Origin of the sequence: Sporolactobacillus nakayamae, from assembly GCF_900113325.1 — a bacterium.
GTDB classification, from domain to species: domain Bacteria; phylum Bacillota; class Bacilli; order Bacillales; family Sporolactobacillaceae; genus Sporolactobacillus; species Sporolactobacillus nakayamae.
This window is the reverse complement of sequence record NZ_FOOY01000003.1, coordinates 204,200-227,551: the sequence shown is the minus strand read 5'-3', so window position 1 is coordinate 227,551 and position 23,352 is coordinate 204,200. Positions and strand designations below refer to the sequence as shown.

General features: G+C 40.8%; 19 protein-coding genes and 1 riboswitch. Of the genes, 15 read left to right on the top strand and 4 right to left on the bottom strand.

Annotation, left to right across the window (positions count from 1 at the left end):
* The first annotated feature begins 93 nt into the window (after nucleotides 1-93).
* The 3 genes from BM003_RS01160 to parC all read left to right on the top strand — a co-directional run bounded on the left by BM003_RS01160 (nucleotide 94) and on the right by parC (nucleotide 6,116).
* Complete coding sequence (locus BM003_RS01160; RefSeq protein WP_093669684.1) at nucleotides 94-1,605, top strand: carboxypeptidase M32; 1,512 nt, start codon at nucleotides 94-96, stop codon at nucleotides 1,603-1,605.
* A 105-nt stretch (nucleotides 1,606-1,710) separates the two neighbouring features.
* Nucleotides 1,711-3,669 (top strand): DNA topoisomerase IV subunit B, encoded by a 1,959-nt coding sequence (gene parE, locus BM003_RS01155; protein WP_093669231.1) that lies wholly within the window; start codon nucleotides 1,711-1,713, stop codon nucleotides 3,667-3,669.
* 2 nt (nucleotides 3,670-3,671) lie between these two features.
* Nucleotides 3,672-6,116 (top strand): DNA topoisomerase IV subunit A, encoded by a 2,445-nt coding sequence (gene parC, locus BM003_RS01150; protein ID WP_093669229.1) that lies wholly within the window; start codon nucleotides 3,672-3,674, stop codon nucleotides 6,114-6,116.
* 3 nt (nucleotides 6,117-6,119) lie between these two features.
* Here parC and BM003_RS01145 read toward each other — a convergent pair whose 3' ends face one another.
* Both BM003_RS01145 and BM003_RS01140 read right to left on the bottom strand, forming a co-directional pair.
* Nucleotides 6,120-6,605, bottom strand: a complete 486-nt coding sequence (locus tag BM003_RS01145; RefSeq protein ID WP_093669227.1) for a hypothetical protein — start codon at nucleotides 6,603-6,605, stop codon at nucleotides 6,120-6,122.
* Between the two features lie 19 nt (nucleotides 6,606-6,624).
* Nucleotides 6,625-7,098 (bottom strand): hypothetical protein, encoded by a 474-nt coding sequence (locus BM003_RS01140; protein ID WP_093669225.1) that lies wholly within the window; start codon nucleotides 7,096-7,098, stop codon nucleotides 6,625-6,627.
* A 255-nt stretch (nucleotides 7,099-7,353) separates the two neighbouring features.
* Here BM003_RS01140 and BM003_RS01135 point away from each other — a divergent pair, with 255 nt between their 5' ends.
* From BM003_RS01135 to BM003_RS01125, 3 genes are all read left to right on the top strand, one after another.
* Nucleotides 7,354-8,361 (top strand): NAD(P)/FAD-dependent oxidoreductase, encoded by a 1,008-nt coding sequence (locus BM003_RS01135; RefSeq protein ID WP_093669223.1) that lies wholly within the window; start codon nucleotides 7,354-7,356, stop codon nucleotides 8,359-8,361.
* Between the two features lie 86 nt (nucleotides 8,362-8,447).
* On the top strand, nucleotides 8,448-9,314 hold the full coding sequence (locus tag BM003_RS01130; protein ID WP_093669221.1) for a GNAT family N-acetyltransferase: 867 nt from the start codon (nucleotides 8,448-8,450) through the stop codon (nucleotides 9,312-9,314).
* A gap of 10 nt (nucleotides 9,315-9,324) precedes the next feature.
* Complete coding sequence (locus BM003_RS01125) at nucleotides 9,325-10,545, top strand: class I SAM-dependent methyltransferase (RefSeq protein ID WP_245733975.1); 1,221 nt, start codon at nucleotides 9,325-9,327, stop codon at nucleotides 10,543-10,545.
* Nucleotides 10,546-10,624: 79 nt separating this feature from the next.
* Here the strand turns inward: BM003_RS01125 and BM003_RS01120 are convergent, their stop codons facing one another.
* Nucleotides 10,625-12,091 carry a sugar porter family MFS transporter gene (locus tag BM003_RS01120; RefSeq protein ID WP_093669219.1) on the bottom strand — a complete coding sequence of 489 codons (1,467 nt, stop codon included), beginning with the start codon at nucleotides 12,089-12,091 and terminating at the stop codon, nucleotides 10,625-10,627.
* Nucleotides 12,092-12,355: 264 nt separating this feature from the next.
* Here BM003_RS01120 and BM003_RS01115 point away from each other — a divergent pair, with 264 nt between their 5' ends.
* The 5 genes from BM003_RS01115 to BM003_RS01095 all read left to right on the top strand — a co-directional run bounded on the left by BM003_RS01115 (nucleotide 12,356) and on the right by BM003_RS01095 (nucleotide 16,523).
* Nucleotides 12,356-12,823 carry a MarR family winged helix-turn-helix transcriptional regulator gene (locus BM003_RS01115; protein ID WP_093669217.1) on the top strand — a complete coding sequence of 156 codons (468 nt, stop codon included), beginning with the start codon at nucleotides 12,356-12,358 and terminating at the stop codon, nucleotides 12,821-12,823.
* 816 nt (nucleotides 12,824-13,639) lie between these two features.
* The gene (locus BM003_RS01110) at nucleotides 13,640-14,182 is read left to right on the top strand and encodes an EXLDI protein (protein WP_093669215.1); all 543 of its coding nucleotides are present in this window, start codon (nucleotides 13,640-13,642) and stop codon (nucleotides 14,180-14,182) included.
* 47 nt (nucleotides 14,183-14,229) lie between these two features.
* Nucleotides 14,230-15,186: a magnesium/cobalt transporter CorA gene (gene corA, locus BM003_RS01105; protein ID WP_093669213.1), complete on the top strand. Its 957-nt coding sequence runs from the start codon at nucleotides 14,230-14,232 to the stop codon at nucleotides 15,184-15,186.
* Between the two features lie 41 nt (nucleotides 15,187-15,227).
* Nucleotides 15,228-15,803 (top strand): xanthine phosphoribosyltransferase, encoded by a 576-nt coding sequence (locus BM003_RS01100; protein WP_093669211.1) that lies wholly within the window; start codon nucleotides 15,228-15,230, stop codon nucleotides 15,801-15,803.
* 24 nt (nucleotides 15,804-15,827) lie between these two features.
* The gene (locus tag BM003_RS01095; protein ID WP_093669209.1) at nucleotides 15,828-16,523 is read left to right on the top strand and encodes a YjjG family noncanonical pyrimidine nucleotidase; all 696 of its coding nucleotides are present in this window, start codon (nucleotides 15,828-15,830) and stop codon (nucleotides 16,521-16,523) included.
* A gap of 99 nt (nucleotides 16,524-16,622) precedes the next feature.
* Here the strand turns inward: BM003_RS01095 and xerS are convergent, their stop codons facing one another.
* Complete coding sequence (xerS, locus tag BM003_RS01090; RefSeq protein ID WP_093669207.1) at nucleotides 16,623-17,717, bottom strand: tyrosine recombinase XerS; 1,095 nt, start codon at nucleotides 17,715-17,717, stop codon at nucleotides 16,623-16,625.
* A gap of 231 nt (nucleotides 17,718-17,948) precedes the next feature.
* Nucleotides 17,949-18,032: riboswitch (ZMP/ZTP riboswitch) on the top strand.
* A gap of 56 nt (nucleotides 18,033-18,088) precedes the next feature.
* Between xerS and BM003_RS01085 the strand changes: the two genes are divergently transcribed.
* The 4 genes from BM003_RS01085 to BM003_RS01070 all read left to right on the top strand — a co-directional run bounded on the left by BM003_RS01085 (nucleotide 18,089) and on the right by BM003_RS01070 (nucleotide 23,230).
* Nucleotides 18,089-18,967, top strand: a complete 879-nt coding sequence (locus BM003_RS01085) for a bifunctional 5,10-methylenetetrahydrofolate dehydrogenase/5,10-methenyltetrahydrofolate cyclohydrolase (RefSeq protein WP_093669205.1) — start codon at nucleotides 18,089-18,091, stop codon at nucleotides 18,965-18,967.
* Nucleotides 18,954-19,580, top strand: a complete 627-nt coding sequence (locus tag BM003_RS01080; RefSeq protein ID WP_177184568.1) for a cyclodeaminase/cyclohydrolase family protein — start codon at nucleotides 18,954-18,956, stop codon at nucleotides 19,578-19,580. Before BM003_RS01085 ends, BM003_RS01080 begins: the two co-directional genes overlap by 14 nt.
* Nucleotides 19,581-20,172: 592 nt before the next feature.
* Nucleotides 20,173-20,559: an ArsR/SmtB family transcription factor gene (locus BM003_RS01075; RefSeq protein ID WP_093669201.1), complete on the top strand. Its 387-nt coding sequence runs from the start codon at nucleotides 20,173-20,175 to the stop codon at nucleotides 20,557-20,559.
* 28 nt (nucleotides 20,560-20,587) lie between these two features.
* A complete protein-coding gene (locus BM003_RS01070; protein WP_093669199.1) occupies nucleotides 20,588-23,230 on the top strand; it encodes a heavy metal translocating P-type ATPase in 2,643 nt (880 codons plus the stop codon).
* Nucleotides 23,231-23,352: the final 122 nt, after the last annotated feature.

Here is a 23,352-nt window from a genome sequence, read left to right as displayed (position 1 = left end):
TTCACAAAGAAAGAAGGACATTATGATTGATAAAGAGAAAGAAGAATGAGACAAGGACATCCGGCATTTACTATCGTAGAAGGAGCGTTTTCAATGGCTATTTCTGATATCGTGGATTCATATAATCATTATGTAAAGAAAATCATGGATTTTAACGAATCGATCGCACTTGCAGAGTGGGATATGAGGACTGGCGCACCTAAAAAAGGGATCAAGCAACGTTCGGAGGTTGTCGGCACACTCTCTGATGAGGTTTTTAAGCGTTCGACATCCAAAGAAATGAAAGGATACATAGACGCGCTTACCGATACTTCAGTGCAAGACCAACTAAGCCTTATTACGAAAAAAATGATTGAGATATCTAAAAAAATGTATGATCAATACGTGACTATTCCTCCCGAAGAGAATAAAGCGTATGTTATTCTTCAATCAGAAGCGCAAAGTGTATGGCAGGAAGCAAAGGCAAAGAGCGACTTTGAACTGCTTAGGCCATACCTTGAGAAAATAGTGGCATTCAAACGCAATTTTATTGACTATTGGGGCGTCAAAACAAATAAATATGACGCTTTACTTGATCAGTACGAACCAGGATTAACCGCTGAAACCATTGACCATGTCTTTGGAAAACTTCGCAAGGGGTTAATTCCTCTTGTTGAATCGGTCACATCTTCACATGCTCAGCCGGATCGGTCATTTCTTTCAATCCCATTTCCAGTGGAGAAACAAAAAGAACTTTGTCTCAATCTGCTTAAGGAAATCGGCTATGATTTTGAAGCGGGACGCCTTGATGAAACCGAACACCCATTTGAAATTACACTTAATCCAGGCGATGTGCGTGTAACAACTAATTATCAGGAACTAGATTTTATCTCCACTGTTTTGGGGACAATTCACGAAGGCGGTCATGCTCTCTACGAACAGCATATTTCACGGGAGCTTGTTGGTACACCGCTCTGTGAAGGCACATCCATGGGCATCCATGAATCACAATCGCTATTTTTCGAGAACTTCATCGGGCGAAGCAAATCGTTTTGGACGTGTCATTACGATAAATTAAAGCATTATGCTAACGGTCAGTTTGACGATGTAGCACTCGATGATTTTTATCGAGCAATCAATGTTTCTCATCCATCTTTCATCCGAACCTTAGCCGACGAATTAACCTATCCGCTCCATATTATGGTACGCTATGATATTGAGAAGGCACTATTCAATGGTGATCTGCAGGTAAAAGATCTGCCGGGCGTCTGGAATGAAAAAATGAATGAGTATCTCGGCATTACCCCGGCAAATGATCGCGAAGGCGTGCTTCAGGATATTCATTGGCCGGGCGGAGACTTTGGCTATTTTCCATCTTATGCGCTCGGGTATGTTTACGCGGCTCAATTCAGGCAGACAATGACAAAGGATATTCCAGATTTTGATGAGCATGTACGCTCTGGCAATCTAAAAATTGTCACAAATTGGCTCAGTAAACATATACACCAGTTCGGAAGTTTGAAAAAACCACTTGAACTACTTAAAGATACGACTGGAGAAGGACCGAATCCTGATTATCTGCTGAACTATTTGTCTGAAAAATATAGTGACATTTATCGGTTGTAATTTGTAAAATTCAAAGAAACAGCAAAGAAAAGGCCTGACCTTAACTGTTGGATCGGGATAAATCCCGTTTGTTCTATGAACGGGATGAAGAAAGGGGTTCTTTATTTGGCAAGACAAGTATCGTCTTATGATGATGACACCATACAAATACTCGAAGGATTGGAAGCCGTACGCAAACGTCCGGGCATGTATATTGGTTCAACGGATTCAAGAGGACTTCATCATCTCGTCTATGAAATCGTTGATAATGCTGTTGACGAAGCACTGGCCGGATATGGCAATGAAATTCTTGTACGCATTCATAAAGACGGCAGCATCAGCGTTCGCGACTTCGGACGCGGGATGCCTACAGGAATGCACCGTACCGGAAAACCGACCGTTGAAGTAATCTTCACTGTCCTTCATGCAGGCGGTAAGTTCGGTCAGAGCGGCGGCTACAAAACGAGCGGCGGACTGCACGGCGTTGGTTCTTCTGTTGTGAATGCACTTTCCGAATGGCTTGAAGTGACTATTTTTCGTGATGGGAAGGTATTCCAACAGCGCTTTGAAAACGGAGGACATCCGGCCACAACCTTAGAACAGATCGGTACAACACGTGGAAAAGGATCCTTGATTCATTTTAAACCGGATCCGACCATTTTCAGTACAACGACTTATCAATTTGACATTCTCAGTGAACGACTTCGCGAATCTGCATTTCTGCAAAAAGGAATGAAAATTGTGCTGACAGATGAACGAAGTGATCGTGAAGAAGTCTTTCATTATGAGGAAGGAATTAAAGAATTCGTCGCTTATCTGAATGAGGACAAAGATGTTCTGCATCCGGTTGTGGCTTTTGAAGGCACGGCGAACGAGATGGAAGTAGATGTTGCTTTTCAATTTAACGATGCCTACTCAGAAAGTCTGATTTCTTTCGTGAATAATGTGCGCACCAAGGACGGAGGCACTCATGAATCAGGCTTTAGGACCGCTTTGACTCGTGTGTTTAATGATTACGCGCGCAAATCAGGAATTCTGAAGGAAAAAGAGAAGAATTTAGACGGCAGCGATATACGTGAAGGATTCATGGGTATTGTTTCCATTCGAGTGCCGGAGCATTTACTTCAGTTCGAAGGTCAAACCAAGGAAAAATTGGGGACCAATGAAGCACGTTCCGCAGTGGACACGGTTGTATCCGAACAACTGGCCTATTTTCTTGAGGAAAATCCACAAACAAGCGAAATGTTGATTCGAAAAGCAATGCGTGCACGCCAAGCTCGTCTCGCAGCACGCAAAGCAAGAGAAGATGCCAGAAACGGTAAAAAATCAAAGCGAAAAGAATCAGTACTCAGCGGTAAATTGACCCCTGCATCTTCAAAAAATGCGGATCGAAACGAGCTGTATTTGGTCGAGGGTGATTCGGCGGGCGGTTCGGCAAAACAAGGTCGTGACCGTAAGTTTCAAGCGGTTTTGCCACTCCGAGGCAAGGTCATTAACACGCAGAAAGCTCGTCTCGAAGAAATTATGAAAAATGAAGAAATCAATACCATTATTTATGCGATCGGTGCCGGTGTTGGCGCGGATTTTTCCATTAAAGACAGCAATTACGATAAAATCATCATTATGACCGATGCTGATAACGACGGTGCACATATTCAAGTACTATTACTTACGTTCTTCTATCGTTACATGCGACCACTTATTGACGCTGGAAAAGTGTACATCGCTCTTCCTCCACTCTATAAAGTAAGCAAAGGCGTCGGCAAAAAGGAAACGCTTGAATACGCATGGGACGATAACGGACTTAAAGAAGCGATTCAGAAGATTGGTAGGGGCTATACCATTCAGCGTTACAAAGGCTTAGGCGAAATGAACGCTGATCAGCTGTGGGAGACAACAATGAACCCAGAATCGAGAACCTTGATTCAAGTACGTATTGAGGATCAAGCCTATGCTGAGCGCAGGGTGACCACACTTATGGGTGACAAAGTGGAACCAAGGCGTAAATGGATTGAATCGCATGTAGCTTTCGGCCTTGATGAAGACGAAAGCGAAGGATTGACCGCTGTGAAAGGTGTGAAATAACTGTGGCAAATAGAGAAAAATTACTGAATCGGACGCTCGAAGAAGTTATGGGCGACCGATTCGGCATTTATAGCAAATACATTATTCAAGAGCGTGCGCTTCCTGATGTTCGTGATGGTTTGAAACCGGTACAGCGCCGTATTCTATATGCAATGCTCCGCGATGGCAATACAAATGATAAACCATTTCGCAAGTCAGCAAAAACAGTCGGTAATGTAATTGGTAATTACCATCCGCATGGGGACTCATCCGTTTATGAAGCAATGGTTCGTATGAGTCAAGATTGGAAAGTACGCATGCCGCTGATTGAAATGCACGGAAACAACGGCAGCCTTGATGGAGATCCACCTGCAGCAATGCGTTACACAGAAGCGAGACTTTCTAAAATATCCGCCGAACTGCTTCGCGATATTGACGCTAAGACAGTTGATTATGTGCTTAATTTTGATGATACAACTGAAGAACCAACAGTTTTTCCATCAAAGTTTCCGAATTTGCTCGTAAATGGGTCAACCGGAATATCTGCTGGTTACGCAACTGAAATTCCGCCGCATTGCCTATCTGAAATTATTGACGCAACGATCATGCTGATGGAGAATCCTGATGCAACGGTCGACGACTTGATGACATTCGTCAAAGGGCCGGATTTCCCAACGGGCGGGATCCTGCAAGGTCTAGATGGCATTAAGAAGGCGTACAGGACAGGAAAGGGTAAAATCGTTCTTCGCGCGCGTACAAAAATTGATACCCTTCGCACCGGACGAAAACAAATCATCATTATGGAATTACCTTATGAAGTTAATAAGGCAATGCTAGTGAAAAAGATGGATGAGCTTCGACTTGACCACAAGGTTGAAGGAGTGGCGGAGGTTAGAGATGAAACAGATCGAAGCGGTATGCGTGTTGTTATCGAACTGAAAAAAGACGCTGATCCAAATGGCATTCTTAACTATTACTTTAAAAATACCGATCTGCAAATTTCTTATAACTTCAATATGGTCGCAATTGATCACAAAGCACCGCGTCAACTCGGACTCAAAGAAATTCTTGAAGCATACATCAAGCACCAAAAAGAGGTAATCACCAGGCGCTCTCAGTTCGAGTTACAGAAAAGCATTGATCGTCAGCACATCGTACGCGGTCTGATTAAGGCAATCTCTATTCTTGATGAAGTTATTCGTGTCATTCGCAGTTCAAAGGACAAAAAGAACGCAAAGCAGAACCTGTCAGACTCATTTGGATTTACCGAAGCACAGGCAGAAGCTATTGTGAATTTACAATTGTATCGCTTAACTAACACGGACATCGTGACACTTCAAGAAGAGGAACATCAACTTGATCAGCTGATCGCCAAACTGCAGGGCATCCTCAATTCCGGTAAAAAATTAATTGCTGTAATCAAAAAAGAACTGGTTGAAGTACGAAAAAAGTATGCAGATGCAAGAAGGACAACGATCGAAGCGGAAATTGAAGAAATTAAAATTGATCTTGAGGTCATGGTTGCTTCCGAAGAAGTCATGGTGTCTCTGACAAAACATGGCTATATAAAGCGATCCAGTTTGCGTTCTTATTCTGCGAGCGGTGATGATGCTGTGGCGATGAAAGATACGGATCACGCGTTCTTCCAACAACAGATGAATACAACAGACACCTTGCTCGTGTTTACAGATAAAGGTCGGTATGTTTACCTTCCTGTCCATGAGATCCTAGATCGACGTTGGAAGGAGCTTGGACAACACATTGCGAGCTTAGTTCCAATTGACTCTGATGAAGGAATTATATCCGCAGTTCCAGTCAAAGACTTTGATCACACGAATTTGTATATGACATTTTTCACCAAGCTTGGTATGGTAAAACGAACGAAATTGAGTGAATATAAAGCACAAAGACGTTCAAAACCGTTGACCGCCTTGAAGTTGAAAAAAGATGATTCCTGCCTTGCCGCTATGGCGACAAATGGTTCTTATGATCTAGTACTGGCAACACATATGGGTTATGGATTACGATTTTCTGAGGAAGAAGCGGGCGAGGTCGGTATGAGAGCAGCCGGTGTTAAAGCAGTGCAATTAAAGGATGGCGATACTTTAGCCGGTGCTGTCGCATACGACCACACTTCCAAACGTCATTTGCTGATTGTGACTGATCGAGGAGCTGTTAAAAAAATGGCTGTGGACGGTCAGATTGACAGGACCGGGCGACCAAGACGCGGCGTTCAAATAGTGCGCGAACTAAAGGCGCGACCACATCATATTGCTGGATTTACACTGGTTGATCCAAATGACCGGATATCAATCAGCACTGATAAGGGCAAGATCGTAGTCGTACAAGCTTCAGACATTCGTGCATCCGATCGCTACAATAACGGTTCGTTTGTTTTAGATCAAGACGATGACGGCACCGTAACGGACATTTGGATCGATGTAAAACAAGAAAATGAACGTGCATGACACTCATCTTTTTTGAATGAAGAATTGATAATAGATCATTGTCACGGTAAGAACAATGATGTAAATCGGCAACGAGAAAAAAAGCTGATAACCATTTTTATAATGATAAACACCAACACGCCAAGCTAAAGCTTCGGCAACTACAGCGATCAGCGACCACATCGAGATATAGAAAAAATAAGTTGTTCGATTTTTTTTAATGATCGCGTATAAATAAACGAAAAAATACCCGAAGGGACTGAACATGACACAAGAAAGCAGATCCCAGAAATCAGTGTATGGCGTATCATTGATATTATAATAGTTGAACGGATTAATGCACACGGTGTTGTCAAAAAAAGTACTGATATAATTGCCGATCAGAAGCATCGTGATGGTCTGCTGCTTGGAAAAATACTTTGGTAAAAGAAACATAACCAAATAGGCCAGCGCCCCGATAATGAGAATGAAAATTTCATTTGAATCAAATACTGTGCCTTTAGGTATCATGTTAAACTCCTTTTATCGTTTACTTATCAGGTAATTGCTGCTTTTCGCCCAGATTTCGAAAAGCTTTGGATAATGCAAACATAAACGCGAAGTAACAAATAAAGTAAATACTTAGCTTAACAGAACTGATTGTCGAGACGATCGTGTGCTTTTCATCGAGCCGGCAGAACAGCAGAAACGTGCAGAGACTAACCAGAAATATGAGCAGTCGTTTCCAGAAACTTTTATAGTGAACTAAATTAATGGAGATTAACGTGAGCAGAGGGAAAATAATGTTTCGATTGATTAGAAAAGCGACGGTTCCTTCAATACTGTAATTAAAACCAGGATCACCAAAATACATGCGCTTTGCCGGAATCAAAAGTGATAGCATAATGGTTATTGAACTGGAGAGAAAGAGAAAGAGATTTTCTTCACGTGACAGTTGCTTGGGTATCATAATGAATAAATTTATGACAATCCAACTCAGGCATAAGGTTGTTGCAAGAATCATTCATTAACCTCTCCTTTGATCCAGAGATTGTTAAAAACAAGAAGCCATGCAAGTTAATTGATTTACTAAGGATACTAACTGTTATCTTGAACGTTTTGAGTGAATTTCATTCTTTATCCTTCCAACTAAATAAACTGTTTATTTTATTACTCATGTGACGCTAACGAGCTTTCTAATAGCAATGAGAATAAAAATCATTTAGAATAATACATGACTTAAAAAGAACCGGTTTTGAAGGTATTTGGAGGGATTGTTTTGATGAAAGATCAGGAACTCTTTGATATAACGATTATTGGTGGCGGTCCGACGGGGCTTTTTGCCGCTTTTTATGCTGGAATGCGGCAAATGAAGGTGAAAATTATTGAAAGTCTTCCTCAACTTGGGGGGCAGCTCAGCACACTCTATCCGGAAAAGGAGATCTTCGATGTAGCGGGATTTTCAAGAATTAAAGCTAAGGATTTAGTCAAGAATCTAATCGAACAAGCCCAGCAATTTCATCCGAGAATTGTTCTAGATGAGAAGATTGAAACAATGAACAGATTGGAGAATGGCGTAATTGAGCTTGGCAGTGCTTCCGGTGAACTTCACCGTACGAAAACCGTTGTGATTACAGCGGGTGTCGGCGCATTTTCCCCGAGACCTCTTAAGGTGGAACAGGATGTTACTGCGGTCACTAACATTCATTATTACGTTCAAGATGTGACTGTTTTTAAGAATAAACGGGTTGTAATTCTTGGCGGAGGCGACTCGGCAGTCGATTGGGCGAACACATTAGGACCGATCGCTAAAGAGGTTACGATCGTTCATCGCCGTGAGCAGTTCCGCGCCCATGAGACAAGTGTTGAGGAAATGAAAAAAGCTTCGGTTCAAGTGAAAACACCATTTGTTGCAAAAGCTGTCACAAGCAAACAAAACAAAATTGATCAATTAATTATCCAAATGGTTAAAGGTGACGATGAGGAAGCGTTACCGCTTGACGATCTGATTGTGAATTATGGTTTTGTTTCTGCGCTTGGTCCGATTAAAGATTGGGGCCTTGATCTTGAAAAGAATTCAATTCTGGTGAACAGTAAAATGGAAACCAACATCCCCGGTGTCTATGCTGCCGGTGATATCGCCGCATATCCTGGCAAAGTGAAGCTGATCGCAACCGGACTAGGAGAGGCACCCACTGCGGTGAATAATGCCAAGCACTATATTGATCCAGATTCAAGAGCGCAACCAATGCATAGCTCTAGTGCCGGCGAACTATTTATAAAATAAGGCGATGCGTCTCAGAAGCCTGAACTTTTTCAGGCTTCTTTGCGTGTCTGGAAAGTATAAACCCCATAAATGACTGGAGCTAACCGATGATTATCAAATCTGTATCTCGACTAGAAACAGAAATGAAAAAGCAAATAAATAAATTGGAACACATTTGTTCAAAAGCAGACGGCGTCAAGTACCTGACTGATTTAGATGATTCGCTTAATGCGCATAAAGAAATGAATCATACCTTTCTGTGCTACGAGGACCAGAACCTTATTGCTTTTTTACATCTATTCGCCCCAATGAGTTCAGAAGCTGAACTATCGGCACTAACACTTCCGGATTATCGCAAAAAGGGTTATTTTACCGCACTGCTGCTTCGGGCCACAGAGGAGTTGAACGCTTTTCAAGTGTCTGACTTGCTTTTTGTATTACAAGCATCATTTCCGGATAAGACTATTGCCGAACATCTCGGTGCGACTTATGAATTTTCAGAGCATCTGATGTCACTTAATCGATCTACATATAAAAGACAACCAATAGATTCGAAAATAGTAATAAAACAACAAAAAATGGAACACATGGAACAATTGATTGATATTAGTGTAAACTGTTTCCATGACAGCAGGGAAGACGCGCGAAATTTAATTGAAATGGCCCTGCTTTCAGCGAATCGGCGAGGGTTTATGGCTGTGCTTGATGATCAGATTATTGGAATTTGTTATGTACGCTTTGACGAAACCGAAGCTTTTCTATTTGGATTTGGTGTGAAGGCTGAATATCAAGGAAGAGGGATTGGCGGAGCGTTTCTTAAATTGATCTTGAATGAGCTGTTCTCCGGCGTAATCTCGGTAGTGAAATTAGAGGTCGAATCGAGGAATGCATCCGCGTTTCATGTTTACAAAAAAACGGGATTTACTGCAGATGAGACGATTGACTATTATCGTGTGCATGTAAAAGATCTTTGAGGAGCTTACTATGAATAAAGCACAACACAATCAAGAACTTTGGAGAGCCACAGTTCTTGATGCTTGGCACATGTTAGAGAAAGAGGAAATTTCCGCAACATTAGAGGGTACTGCTGCGTTAAACTTGCAGGGCTGTGCAATACAAAATGACGAATCCATTCAGTTTTCCATCCAGTGGGACGCCGTAGAGAAGCTTCACCGGAAGTTGACTAGATATAATGCGGGAAAACTAGAAAAAGACACGAGAATATGCTCTTTTTCATTTCAATTAAATGACTATTATGTCAAAATTATTGGGTATTTGGGTACAGTGGTTCGTACCGACCCGGATCGAATGCTGATCTTCATTGGAACGGATCAAATAGCGGTCAAATCATTCAGTTATTTTTTACATACTTTGGAAAAAAATGATACAATTCGAATGACGGTCAAGGATCACTTGCGGCAATTGCAGAAATCGGACACGAGTCAGAATGGCCAGGCATGGAATAATGAGGCATACCAAGCTTGGGTTAATCGGTTTGGCACACCTGAACAGGCTGCTAATAAAATCAAACGAGATCCTATTGGCAGGATCGGAGCGCTCGCAAACTATTTAACTGATGTTCGGGGAACAAACGTGATCAATCTTCTTGGTTCGCATGCGGGAAAAGCCCTTGCACTCGCATTAATGGGCGCAAGGGTAACGGTCGTTGACATATCTGCCGAAAATGCCGCTTATGCCGAGAAGGTTGCCCATGCGCTCCATATACCATTAAACTATATTGTTTCGGATGTTTTGCAGTTACCCATTGATCAACACCATACAAAGTATGATACAGTATTCATGGAGTTAGGTATCCTGCATTATTTTGTTGATCTTGAACCACTTGCCAAACTCATTTTCCAAATACTTAAACCAGGTGGAACGTTTGTCATTCAAGAATTCCATCCAATCTCAACGAAACTGGTCACAACCCGTGGCAAACGACAGATTGTTTTTGGAAATTACTTCGACCAGACACTTCGAACACGTGATGTCGCCTACTCGAAGCATCTTGATACTGGTAAAGGTGCTGCAAGTAACTCCACACACACTGTTTACTTAAGAGAATGGACACTTGGTGAAATCGTAACGGTATTCGCGCAGGCCGGACTAATGGTGCAACGACTGGATGAAACGCCAAACATGAAAGTTAATGACATCGGATTGCCTAAACTATTTACCCTTGTTTGTTCAAAACCTGAATAAGTCCTATTGCACATTCTTACTTGAACAAAAAAAGAGCAACCTTAGTTGCTCTTGAATCATTTAGTGATATTAGCTCGATTCAGTCACCTTCACTAATCTTAACCGTTTTCTGTTTACTGTGCTCCTTATTACGAAAATAGAGTTCAAGCTCTTCAAGTGATTTCCCTTTTGTTTCAGGCAAAAGGAATTTGACAAAAATGAGTCCAGCTATACCGAAAACAAAAAAGACAAAGAAGGTTCTGGAAAGTCCGATCCAGTCGAGCATTACAGGAAACAAGAGACTAATTAGGAAATTGGTGATCCACAAACAGAACACGGTAACACCCATGCCAAACCCGCGTAAACGCTGTGGGAAAATTTCGGAAAGCATCAGCCAGGTAACCGGTGCAATCGCGCCTTGCTGAAAGGCAAGAAACATAACAGTCATACTGAGGACCAAAAAAGGTAAAACTGGCGATCCTTGCAAGGTCTGTGAAAAAATACTGATCAAGAGTAATGCACTTGAAGTTCCTATCAGTCCAACCATTAGTAAAGGACGATGGTTGACCTTGCCGAGCAGCCAAATGCCAAAGATGACGGCGATGACTGAAATGAGACCGTTAGCAATGTTTCCGACCAGAGCGACATCCATCTGAAAACCGGCATTCTGCAAAATATGGGTACCATAATACATGATTGAATTAACACCAGTGGCTTGCTGAAGAACAGCAATTCCAATACCAAGGAAGACAATTCTCCTGACCCATGGTGTACCAAGATCACGAAATGAGGCTTTGTTAATTTTCTGTTCGGTGTGAATAGATTTCTTAATTGAAACAAGTTCTAGTTTAGCATGATTTATATGACGGATCTTTTGAAGAACTTTCAAAGCGCTTTTCAATTTACCTTTAGAAGCATAACATCTTGGGCTTTCGGGTACGAAGAACATGCCAATCCAAAGTACGATTGCAGGTAACGTGGCCATCACAAGCATATAACGCCATATATGTGTTGATCCACCGGAAAGATTAGCAATGAGTGCATTTGACGTGTAGGCGAGCAGTTGGCCGGTTACGATCATTAATTCGTTTTGTGTTACCATCCGCCCCCGAAGTTCAACGGGCGAAACCTCTGCTAGAAAGGTGGGTACAGTTACCGACGCTCCGCCGACAGCAAGACCAAGTAAGAAACGGAAAAAGATCATCAATTCTGCGTTCGGTGCAAATGTACAGCCCAACGTTGTTATGAGGAAAACAAATGCAAGATATAGGATTACTTTTTTTCTTCCTTTATGATCAGAAAGCCGGCCGCTGAACACGGCACCAAACGCTGCCCCCAAGAGCAAGGAGCTTGCAACTAAACCTTCAGTGAACGCATTCAGATTTAGTTGATCCGGTCTTGCCATGTAAGGGAGTGCGCCATTGATTACTCCAGTATCATAACCAAAGAGCAACCCGCCAAAAGTGGAAACAATGGTGATTAATTTTAAGTATTTTTTCGGATTGTTCTTCTGAGGGGGGACATCGGGTCTGGCAACATTCTGAACGGATTCGAACTGTTTGTTCATACTAATAGTGAATCTCCTCCTTATACAGCGAAAAGAAACAACAAATCAAGCACTAAACCATAAGGAATAAAGCGTTTGCGCATAACCGTGAGTATACGTAAAAGAATCATGGTGAAAACGGGGATAAACTAAGGTTATAGATATATAGATAAGAGCCGATCCCCATCGGTTAAAGACTAAACCAACACGGTCAAACCTGATGTTCTTTCGGCTTGCCGTTAGTTTAACATTAAACTGATGTAATGTCAAAAAAGGTGAAACTAATTGAAAATAAACACAACGGAATATTCATCAGAAAAGCCTGCAAAAACAGGGCTTCAACTTTGGTCTCAACTGTCAAGAACGTATCATCGTCAATTAAAATACTACAGTCATTTCTTAAAAAACTGGGACTTAACTATTTCCCAATATGAAGTATTCGTGAAAATTGGTGAACATGGAAGGATGTCTCAAAAAGAACTGGCAGAAAAAATGTTCTTTACGAAAGGAAATATTACTCAACTAATTATTAAAATGGAAAAAGAAGGTTATATTTGTCGCGAACAAGAGTGGAAAACAAAGTACATATTATTGACGGATAAAGGAAAAGAAATGTATAAACGTGTTGTTCCGGAGCAGAAACAGTTTTTCTTGCAACAGTTTAAGGTTCTGACAAAAAAAGAACAGAAGCACCTTATCAAATTATTAAAAAAATTAAATGACGCTGAGATTAACTCTGATTGTAATGAATGAGATCACCATGGGGAACATAAAACTTAAGTAAACATTTGTTTAATCGATGCGTTCGTTATTTTGATAGAGATACATAACAAGATCAGTACCTTCTAAACGGATGACGAGATTAATCAGGATCTATTTTATTTGCAAATACTTCCTTTTGGTTGTTATCCAATGATTGTGCACAATACATTCATCGGTTAACTAATCATTAGGTGTTGTTAGTATACTGCACTTTATTTTCTAGAAGCGGGAGTTAATAAGTCCAGCGCCATTTTTGCTGTATCCGCTTTTAGCCTTATTTCTTCGTGTCCATACGTTTCCGCACCTTGACGATAAACGAAAAGATTAACTTAATTTGACCGGCCAATTACATAAATCAGGGAAGCCATGTTCTAATTGATGGCAGAGTTCGTTCATCATTCATTGTGCTTTGATCGCGCATCTCTTTTCAGATGATTTCAGTCTTGAATGGGGACTTTAAGTTTTGTTCTATATATTTGCATTCCTCAAGAAGTCGAGAGAGGATGTGGCAACACGCCGAATGGAACCTGAATCATTTGCTTCATCACTCAAAACTGCTGCGCGTATTTGGAAGATCACGACATATCGGTTCTTCTCTATAAGCTGATGATGCGAATAGAGTGCACAGCGAACGTCTCGCTTACTAAAAAGTCAGATTCCAGCTTTTTGAAAGGCCCATATATTATACGTATAGTTATGTGCGTTATATATGTATAATAAGTGTACATATCACTTTCATTCTACGTATAAAGCGAGTATATTTATATGTATAAAGTAAATAGACCATTAAAAGTAAAGGAGATCATCATGCCGAATAAGACCATTTATGTTCCCGATGCTGATTTGGAGGTATTTGATCAGGCTCAAGATGTTTCCGGAAAGAATCTGTCCGCTACAATCGTACAGGCGCTTCGTTTTTTTACAAAGATCGGTGAGGGAAAGGGCTTTGAGCATATTGAGGTTTCTGAGGGTGAAGATGGTTTTTATAAAAGGAAGCGATTTATCGGCCGGGAACTCGCTTCCGCCAGTGTACATGATGAAAACCATTCACTTTTGACGACCTATATCGTTTATGAAACAACACATGGCCGCTACGCCGTTTTGATTCGAGAGCAAAAGAAAATTCCTCTTGAACAGTCAATCGAGAATGAACTGAAAAAAAGAATTATGGAAAAAATCTCAGGCGAAAACATGAGCAGTATTCCTTTTCCAAAAGAAATTGAGGATTTGGCTCCGGATAAGCGTAAATTGGAAGTCTACAATTCCATTGACGCACTCACTGGTCATATACCGGCTGACTTGTATCGAGCTCTTCACGAAATTAAAGATGGAGAATTTCTCGATATTTAATTTGTTCATTCGAAACGTTTGCTTTGTTAAAAGGAGCTTTGAAGTCAATGATACGTATCCTCGTACAAGATAAAGAAGAGCATCCGGTAACTGATCTGTCCTTTACAGATTTAGAGGCGATGAACGCTCCCTATTATTGGGTTGATTTAAGCGCTCCCGGTGAGGAAGAAATGAAACGGCTGAAACAATTCAATCCGTTATTCTACCGTCAAATCAAAGATAGTCAGCATCGTTCCAATCGACCGCAGCTTAAACTATTTAACGACTGCTATTTTGTGTCAATGCAAGTGATTAGTCCGGATACGCTTAAGAAACATGAACTAATTTTGTACGTGGGAAAACAATCGATTATCACATTTCATAAAAATAATTTAAAAGGAGTAAATGATATCTGGCATGAATGTCGTTCCGATGAACAGTTCACCAAGGACAATATTCCAGATGATTTACTTCGCAGACTCATGAGTCGTTTCATTGATCAATACATTATGGCAGCAAACGATCTTGAGGATAAAATCGATGATCTTGATTTGAACGCGAAGAGAGAGCCAATGCATAGATTGAATCGACGCGTTTTCCAACTACGCAGTGAGTTGCTCAGTTTTCGTCGTGTGATTACACCGCTCATGGACATCATAAATCGAATGATCAGCTCGTCGTATATTCAAACCAGCGAGGAACATGAGCTCTTTTTACGTAATGTGAACGAAAATTTAAGCCGATTAACACATATGATTGAATCAAATTTGGAAATTACGTCTGACATCCGCGACAGCTATCTGTCGCTGACTACATACCGAACGAACAGTATAATGCAAACGTTGACGGTAATTACAACTATTTTTATGCCTCTGACCTTTATTGTTGGTATTTATGGCATGAACTTTGCAAATATGCCAGAACTCAACTGGAAATATGGCTATTTTATTGTGCTCGGATTGATGTTTTTGATTGCTCTGATTATGTACTATTTTTTTCGAAAAAAGGGTTGGTTTGACAAATGAAACGCACATGCTAAATGAATTAAGGGGAGAGCTTAAAATCAATGGATGAATTAAAAAAACGTATTCAAGAGGAAGGAACGGTGATCCAATCAGATATTTTGAAGGTCGACCGTTTTTTGAATCACCAGATTGACCCTGTTTTAATGAAGCAAGTGGGTAAAAAACTCGCTGAAGCTTTTGCTGATGCCGGTATCACTAAGGTTCTGACTATTGAGTCTTCAGGGATTGCACCGGCGTTAATGACCGGTCTAGAATTAAGTGTACCCGTTTTATTCGCGCGCAAGAAAAAACCACTGACACTTAACGAAGGGGCATTAACAACTAAAATCTACTCCTATACAAAGAAAATACATAATTCGGTCTATATTGAAGAAGGTATGATTCAAGAAAAGGACCGTATCTTAATCATTGACGATTTTCTTGCAAATGGCGAGGCTTCGCTTGGTTTGACACGCTTGATTGAAATGGCAGGTGCCGTTGTCGCCGGAATTGGTATTGTCATTGAAAAATCTTTTCAAGATGGACGCTCAAAGCTTGATGAGGCAGGGTATTCCGTATACTCTTTAGCGCGTATTGCTTCATTAGAAAACAATCAGATAACATTTATAGATGAATAAAGAGACAGGTTTGAGAGGGGAACAATGAGTCACTATACAACTTTGTTTTTTGATGTCGATGACACTTTGCTTGATTTTGGTGCGGCCGAAGACTTAGCGCTGCATCTTCTCTTTGAGAGTCAAGAGATACCCCTGACTCCAGAAATAGAAAGCTATTATAAAAAAATGAATAAAAGCATGTGGAAAGATTTTGAAAATGGAAAAATTGAACGCGATAATTTGGTGAATACCCGCTTCACCAAATTATTCAGTGCTTTTGGAAAAACAGTTGATGGAATCGCAATGGAACGAAATTATCGTCAATTCCTGCGCGAGGGACATCAGCTTGTCAACGGTGCACAACAACTAATTGAAAACTTGAAAAACAAGTTCGACTTGTACATCGTGACAAACGGAGTCGCAGAAACTCAGTATAAGCGTTTACAGGATGCGGGCCTGTCTCATTGTTTCAAACAAATATTTGTTTCAGAAGATACCGGCTACCATAAACCGGATCATCAATTTTTTGATTACGTGTTTGAGAGAATCACGAACTTTTCGGCAGATGAAGGACTCATAATTGGTGATTCGCTCATCTCTGATATTCATGGCGGCAGTCAGGCGGGATTGGATACCTGCTGGTTCAACGCCAAGAACCTGACAAATGAGCTGAATGAACAGCCTACCTATGAAATTCATAAGTTGGAGCAGCTCTACCCAATTGTCCATGTTACGAAATAACAATAATAATGCAAAAGCCTTGTTGACGGTAAAGTGTAACAAGGCTTTTTATAACAAAATATATATTATGTTAACTAGAATGACAGCTCGCTTTACTCACTACTGATCCTGTGATTCATCAAAGTGATCATCCATATGATCCACCGCACGTTTCAGCTCATCGTTCGACAGATGCGTATAGATCATCGTTGTCTGAATGGCTGAGTGGCCAAGCTGCCGACGCAGCTTGGGAATGTCATTGTTCTCTGCCTGATAGCGCGTCGCAAACGAATGGCGTAATTTATGAACGGAGAGTGAGGGCTTTCCAAATGCGATCGCGTATTTTTTCACTAGATTTTCTATCGCGCGAGCGCTCAGTCGGCGGTTCGTTCCTTTAGGTCCCATCGAAGCAGCAACAAAAAGAGCCTGATTCGTAGTGGGCAAATCATACTTTTTCTTACGAATGGCGAGATAGTCCTCAAGATCAAGCCCAGCCTGCTCACTAAAAAAAACATATTGTTCTTTATTTCCTTTTCGAATCACCCGCACCATACGTTTTTGAAAATCAACATCATGAAGATCGAGTCCGACGACTTCTGATAGACGGAGACCGGAACCAAGAATCAACGAGACAATGGCAGTGTCTCGTTCAGCATTGCGCGTATGAAAATTAAGTAATTTTTGATTATCCTTTATTACGTCTCGATAATTATGTGCAACAAATTGGCGGAAGGCTTCATATTCATCATTCCAGAGAATCTTTCCTGCCATTTTCTGAGCAACTGTTTCCTGGTCTTCTTTGATTTTATTAAAAGCGATCTTCGCCATCACATTCCGGACGAGATAAGGCTTAAGATCGTTTGTTTCCGCAACATTTTGCAAATAATTAAACAGTGATTTCAAAGATGAAAGCTTGCGATTAATCGTGAATTTATCATTTTGCAGACGGAATTGTAAATAGGAAAGAAAATTTTCAATCGACTGTGGTGTTAATTTCTCAAGACAGTCCAATGGGATGTCCACACGCGCATCCTGAGATAAGCCTTCCGCAACTAGCCAATCAAAAAAAATCAGATAGTCATGGCAGTAATTCAGTAACGAACGCGGAGACATGATACGCATTTTTTTGTCTACATATTCACGTACATACCAGGGCAGTTGTGCTGTTTTTTCGTCGATTCGATCATAAAGATGCATCGCTCGTTCATCAGCCATAAGGAAGGCTCCAATCTATTGGGATTATATGGTAATTTAAGTGTAACACAAAAGAACAAGCAAAACAATATTTTACGAAGTAATCAAGATAAATTTGAATACTTGTAGACGTTCATAATAAATATATTTATTTTTGTCTATGACATTTATCATTTATCTTTGAAATATATTTTATTTTCAACACTATTCGTGTTATATTGTTAGAGATGAGTTGTCCGTTACTGAATTTAACAGATCATGTGTGACTGGCGTAGCATGGGAGAACCATGAGGGAGCATATGAGTATTTGATTAGCCGTACGCCTGGGCAAAGTATTTGGAAACTATTTGTTATCCAGATGCTTTTTTTATTTGCTTATGGAGGCATAACCAATGGGAAAACTGTTACAAACAAAAGCTCTAGCAAAACAGATCTCTGAAAACCTGGTCATGGAAGTAAAAGGTATGAAAGAAAAGGGGATTGATCCGACAATTGCCGTAATCATCATTCAAGGAGACCCTGCATCTGAATGCTACGCCAAAGTAAAACAAAACATCGCTCGGAAACTGGGCGTTCGCTATTTGCTCACATCGGTACATCCACAAGTTACTGAGACTGAGCTGCTTGCAAAAATTAAATGGTTGAATCGTTGTCCATCCATTCATGGAATTATTCTTGAATTACCGCTTCCGAAACATCTTGATACGAAAAAGTTAGCTGCGGCCATCGCTCCTGAGAAGGATGTTGACGGTCTGTCTCCGGCAAATAAACTGGCGTGCTTTACTGGTGAAGAAGGACTGTATCCAGCTACACCTCAATCATGTATTCGTATTCTTAATTACTTTGGTTATCCATTAAAAGGGAAAAATGTTGTATTGATTGGTTGTGGTGAAACAGTTGGTAAACCGCTTGTTCAGCTCTTGCTGCGCGCAAATGCAACACTGACCGTCTGTCACGTGTATACAAATAATTTACAGGAGCAGATTGAGAAGGCTGACATATTAATTTCTGCTGTGGGAAAAGCTAACTTAGTTACAACAAACATGGTTCACCGAGACCTGGTTGTCGTTGACGCAGGTATTAATGAGATACAAGGCGGTATTGTTGGCGACGTCCAACCTGAAGTTTCAGAGATTGTCCAAGCGGCTACTCCGGTACCAGGCGGAGTAGGGAAAGTAACGACAATGATTTTATTTGAGAATCTATTAAAAGCCGTGCGCCTTCAAGCAAATGAAAACAAAAGAGAGGTGCAACTCAGTGAAAGTCTTTGATCAGCAAATCGGCCAGTTCATTGAAGCGGCAAGTTCTTCTGCACCGACACCCGGTGGAGGCAGTATTGCTGCATTAGGTGCTGCTTTAGGCGCATCTATGGGCGCTATGGTTGCAAATCTGTCAACAGGGCCAAAATTTACACAGGTACAAACAAAGATGAATGAAATTGCTGCAAATCTTCAGAAACAAATTCATGATTTTGAATGCTTTGCTCAACAAGATATGGATTCGTTTAGCCGTTTTATGGCAGCACTGAAATTGCCAAAACAAACTGCTGAAGAGCGCACTGAACGTACGGCACAGTTGCAGAGCGCGGCAATTCAGGCTGCAGAAGTTCCGCTTCATTTAATGAGAAGCTGCCATGATGCGATGAGTATTTTAGAAGATGCTTCTAATCAATTCAATAAGAATGTGATCTCAGATCTCGGTGTTGCAGTAATTTCATTGGATGCGGCAATTCAATCTGCTTGGTTGACTGTGAATATAAATTTATCGACCATTAAAGATAAAACAATTACAAAGAGTTATCAGGAACAAGGGACAAAATTAATAAGTGATGCGCAAAAGATCAAACAGCATGTCATGGAAACAGTGATGTCAAAAATAGGTTAATAAAGACGCTCTTCAAAACACATCGCTACATTACTTCGTCAAAATTATATTTTACGTAGTAATGTGAAGGCGTATTACACATCTCTTTTTTATATAAATTCATAGCATGAAGCAAAAATTTTCTACTTGCATATCATTGCCTTTTCTTGAATCCAAAATAATACAACGGTTACTCTTCAAGTGATTTACTGACATATTGTCATTCATGTAGTTTCGTAATACAATCAAATACTTTGAACTACATTTATTTATGGATTCATCTAAGTATAAGTTCGTTAAGACAAATTAAAATTAACACGTCCAGATTCCCGCTTTGAAACATGCAATCCTATGTCATTCCCCCATGTCACCATATTTTATCTTAACCAAAACACCCCATTTTTTTGGAATAAATCAACGCGTCCTCTCCTCTGCTTTTTCATCGCTGCCGATTTGGCTGCTTTTTTTTTCGGGATTTTTAAACAATCTAATTCAACGCATGAACCCACTCACCTATGCTTTCTGCATCCACAAACAGTCAAACAATCATTTGAATATTTGTTTATCATTTTGTATGCTATAGTCAAACGATCATTTGATTGGAGAACTTAAAATGAATAAACCACAGGATGTTTGTGAGGTTACTTGTATTCATAAAGACAGAGTGATGCGTGTCAGAAAAGATCTGGAAAAGAATAACCCCAATGAGATTGCGGATCTGTTTAAAATTTTAGCTGATCAAACCAGAATAACGATTGTCCACGCATTGGCTCTTGAGAAAGAACTGTGTGTTTGTGATGTATGTGCTATTGTTGGCTGTTCTAAAGCAACCGCATCCCACCATTTGCGTTTACTAAAGAAAATCGGATTTGCCCAATCACGTAAAGATGGGAAATTCGTTTATTATTCCCTTGTTGATGATTATGTCCGTCAGCTTGTACACCTAGCATTCAGGCATCAAGCATCAAAAGAAATTCCTAATAGCGAGGCTATGGCATAAAAAATAGAAAAGAGATGTCTGATTTAAAATGAAACTGATACAATTAACCCCTATTCGTGATTTCAATAAGCAATGTAACTGCTCAACATGTGAGCATCAAGAAGTGCGGGAATGTGTTGAAGCAAAATGCAACTGCTGTAAATGCTATGAGACGAGTGGAAATCTTGCGATAAAACCGGATAACTGTCATTGCTGTACAGACAGCCATGATGACTGCTGTCATGATGAAGAAAATGATAGTCACTGTGATGATGATTGTTGCAAAAATGAAAACTACAAGGATTGCTGCGATGGCAAGGATGAGCCCATTCTAAAAGAGGCTCCCCCTCTTGATCGAAACCTTTCTTCAGCAGTTTATCAAATAAGTGGAATGGATTGCCCGGCTTGTGCACGAACGATTGAAAAAAGCGTGTCACAGATTCCCGGAATAACAGGCGTTCAAGTGCACTACAGCACAGGAAAAATGCGTGTTGCTTATTCAGATGCAAGCAGGCTTTCCCCTATTCCGAAACAGTTAAGCAGACTTGGCTATCGTGTGAAGCCTGAAGATAGTTTGAATTCTCAAACTAAGACAAATGTCAGGGATATTTATAGAATCGAAGGAATGGATTGCGGCACTTGTGCAAAATCCATTGAGAAACATTTGAATCGGTTCCCTGAGGTACAGAGCCTCGAAGTGAATTTTTCATCGGGTAAAATGTCGATCAGCCATACCCTCTCTGCTGAACGCATTCAGCAGGAAGTTAAGAAAATGGGTTATCAGGCGTTACCAGATATACACGACGAACAAGAAAACGACCAGCATGTCCACTCTCATAAATCACGCTTAGAAATCCTGATTTCCGGTCTTTGTATTGCTGCCGGATTTGTCCTGTCTTTTACTCAGATAACATTTGTTCTGCCGACTGCTTTATATGGTATCGCTCTTATCATCAGTGGTCGTCAGCCCTTGCGAAACGCTTATTACGCTTTGAGAAGCCGGTCGCTTGATATGAACGTTCTCATGTCTGCGGCAGCCATCGGTGCTGTATTCATTAATCAATGGTTGGAATCTGCTACGGTCGTCTGGTTGTTTGCTTTAGGAGCTGTTTTAGAAAATCGTTCGATCGAAAAGACGAGACGGTCTATTGGAGATCTGATGAAAGTTGCCCCCACGGAAGCATGGATTAAATCAGGCGATTCACTAATTAAGAAATTAGTGAGTGCAGTCACTGTTGGTGAAACCATGGTCGTGAAACCTGGAGAATGTATTCCACTAGATGGTGAGGTTATTAAGGGCGAATCAAGTGTCAACCAGGCACCCATTACCGGAGAAGCGATTCCTGTGGACAAGAGTCAGGGAGATGCCGTTTTTGCTGGAACAATGAACGAAAACGGAACACTTGAATGCCAGATTACTAAATTGTCGACAAATACTGCCATTGCCCGGATCATTCAAATGGTCGAAGAAGCTCAGGAAAAGCAAGCACCGACTCAAACATTTGTTGATCGATTTGCCCGTATTTATACACCTATTGTATTTATTCTAGCTGTTGCAGTCATGCTTATTCCTCCAATGATCGGAATTGGAACTTGGGGATCATGGTTTTATAAAGGGTTAGAACTGCTCGTGGTCGCATGCCCTTGCGCTCTCGTCATTTCAACCCCTGTAGCCATTGTTTCTGCAATTGGCAACGCAGCGAAACAGGGCGTACTGATCAAAGGCGGCGCGTTTCTGGAAAAAGCCGGTCAAATCCAAGCGATTGCGTTTGACAAAACCGGAACCATTACCGAAGGCAAGCCAAAGGTTGCTAGCATTATTGCCTTTACTAGCGATCAAAACCATCTGATGTCTTTGATTAAGACACTTGAAGACTACTCAACGCATCCAATTGCTCGTTGTCTGTCAGCTTATGCAAATGAAAAAAATAGCCTCGCTCTGGCCGGAGAAAATTATCAAAATATCCCCGGAAAAGGTGTTCAAGCAGATATATCAGGAACGATTTATTATGCTGGCAGTCTGAAACTGTTCCGTGAAAAAGGAGTCGGCACTATAGAGGAATATGCTCAGGCTCATAAATTATTGGAATCTGGTCAGACTCTGGTCATGATTGGAACAGATGAAAAATTGATTGGCGTCATTGGCGTTTCGGACACCATTAGAAAAACAACGCGCTCAGCTCTAAATAAATTGCAAAAAATAGGCATTCATGATTTGGTGATGCTTACCGGTGATAACCAGAAAACGGCTGAGCAAGTGGCAAAAGAAGCAGCTATCACACGTTATTTATCTGACCTGCTTCCAGAAGATAAAGTCACATCAATTAAGAAGCTACAAGCTTCCGGACTTAAAACGGCAATGGTTGGTGATGGGATTAATGATGCCCCGGCTCTTGCCAGTGCCGACCTCGGTATCGCTATGGGCGGCGCAGGAACGGATACAGCAATGGAAACAGCGGATCTTGTACTTATGGCTGATAATCTGGAGAAATTGCCATTTGCCATTTCCTTAAGTCAAAAGTCACTAAAAATAATTAAACAAAATATTAGTTTTGCATTAATTGTTAAAGCAGCTGCGTTGTTCTTGATCTTTCCGGGCTGGCTGACACTTTGGCTCGCTGTATTCAGCGATACAGGTGCTGCTTTACTTGTTATATTAAACAGCCTACGCTTATTTCATCAAAGAAATTAAATTAAAAGCTATTTTTACAGATTGAATTTCCATGAATGAGAATTATAAGAAAGAAAGCTCTTCATTTAATGCTTTATTGCTGTCACGCTAAGTTGAAAAAAGTGCGCTTAAACCTCATTTGG

What these genes read in the sequence shown, in the direction of transcription:
- BM003_RS01160 (WP_093669684.1), top strand. Translation starts at nt 94, where the DNA reads ATGGCTATTTCTGATATCGTGGATTCATATAATCATTATGTAAAGAAA.
- BM003_RS01145 (WP_093669227.1), bottom strand. Translation starts at nt 6,605, where the DNA reads ATGATACCTAAAGGCACAGTATTTGATTCAAATGAAATTTTCATTCTC.
- BM003_RS01140 (WP_093669225.1), bottom strand. Translation starts at nt 7,098, where the DNA reads ATGATTCTTGCAACAACCTTATGCCTGAGTTGGATTGTCATAAATTTA.
- BM003_RS01130 (WP_093669221.1), top strand. Translation starts at nt 8,448, where the DNA reads ATGATTATCAAATCTGTATCTCGACTAGAAACAGAAATGAAAAAGCAA.
- BM003_RS01125 (WP_245733975.1), top strand. Translation starts at nt 9,325, where the DNA reads ATGAATAAAGCACAACACAATCAAGAACTTTGGAGAGCCACAGTTCTT.
- BM003_RS01120 (WP_093669219.1), bottom strand. Translation starts at nt 12,091, where the DNA reads ATGAACAAACAGTTCGAATCCGTTCAGAATGTTGCCAGACCCGATGTC.
- BM003_RS01110 (WP_093669215.1), top strand. Translation starts at nt 13,640, where the DNA reads ATGCCGAATAAGACCATTTATGTTCCCGATGCTGATTTGGAGGTATTT.
- corA (WP_093669213.1), top strand. Translation starts at nt 14,230, where the DNA reads ATGATACGTATCCTCGTACAAGATAAAGAAGAGCATCCGGTAACTGAT.
- BM003_RS01100 (WP_093669211.1), top strand. Translation starts at nt 15,228, where the DNA reads ATGGATGAATTAAAAAAACGTATTCAAGAGGAAGGAACGGTGATCCAA.
- BM003_RS01095 (WP_093669209.1), top strand. Translation starts at nt 15,828, where the DNA reads ATGAGTCACTATACAACTTTGTTTTTTGATGTCGATGACACTTTGCTT.
- xerS (WP_093669207.1), bottom strand. Translation starts at nt 17,717, where the DNA reads ATGGCTGATGAACGAGCGATGCATCTTTATGATCGAATCGACGAAAAA.
- BM003_RS01085 (WP_093669205.1), top strand. Translation starts at nt 18,089, where the DNA reads ATGGGAAAACTGTTACAAACAAAAGCTCTAGCAAAACAGATCTCTGAA.
- BM003_RS01075 (WP_093669201.1), top strand. Translation starts at nt 20,173, where the DNA reads ATGAATAAACCACAGGATGTTTGTGAGGTTACTTGTATTCATAAAGAC.
- BM003_RS01070 (WP_093669199.1), top strand. Translation starts at nt 20,588, where the DNA reads ATGAAACTGATACAATTAACCCCTATTCGTGATTTCAATAAGCAATGT.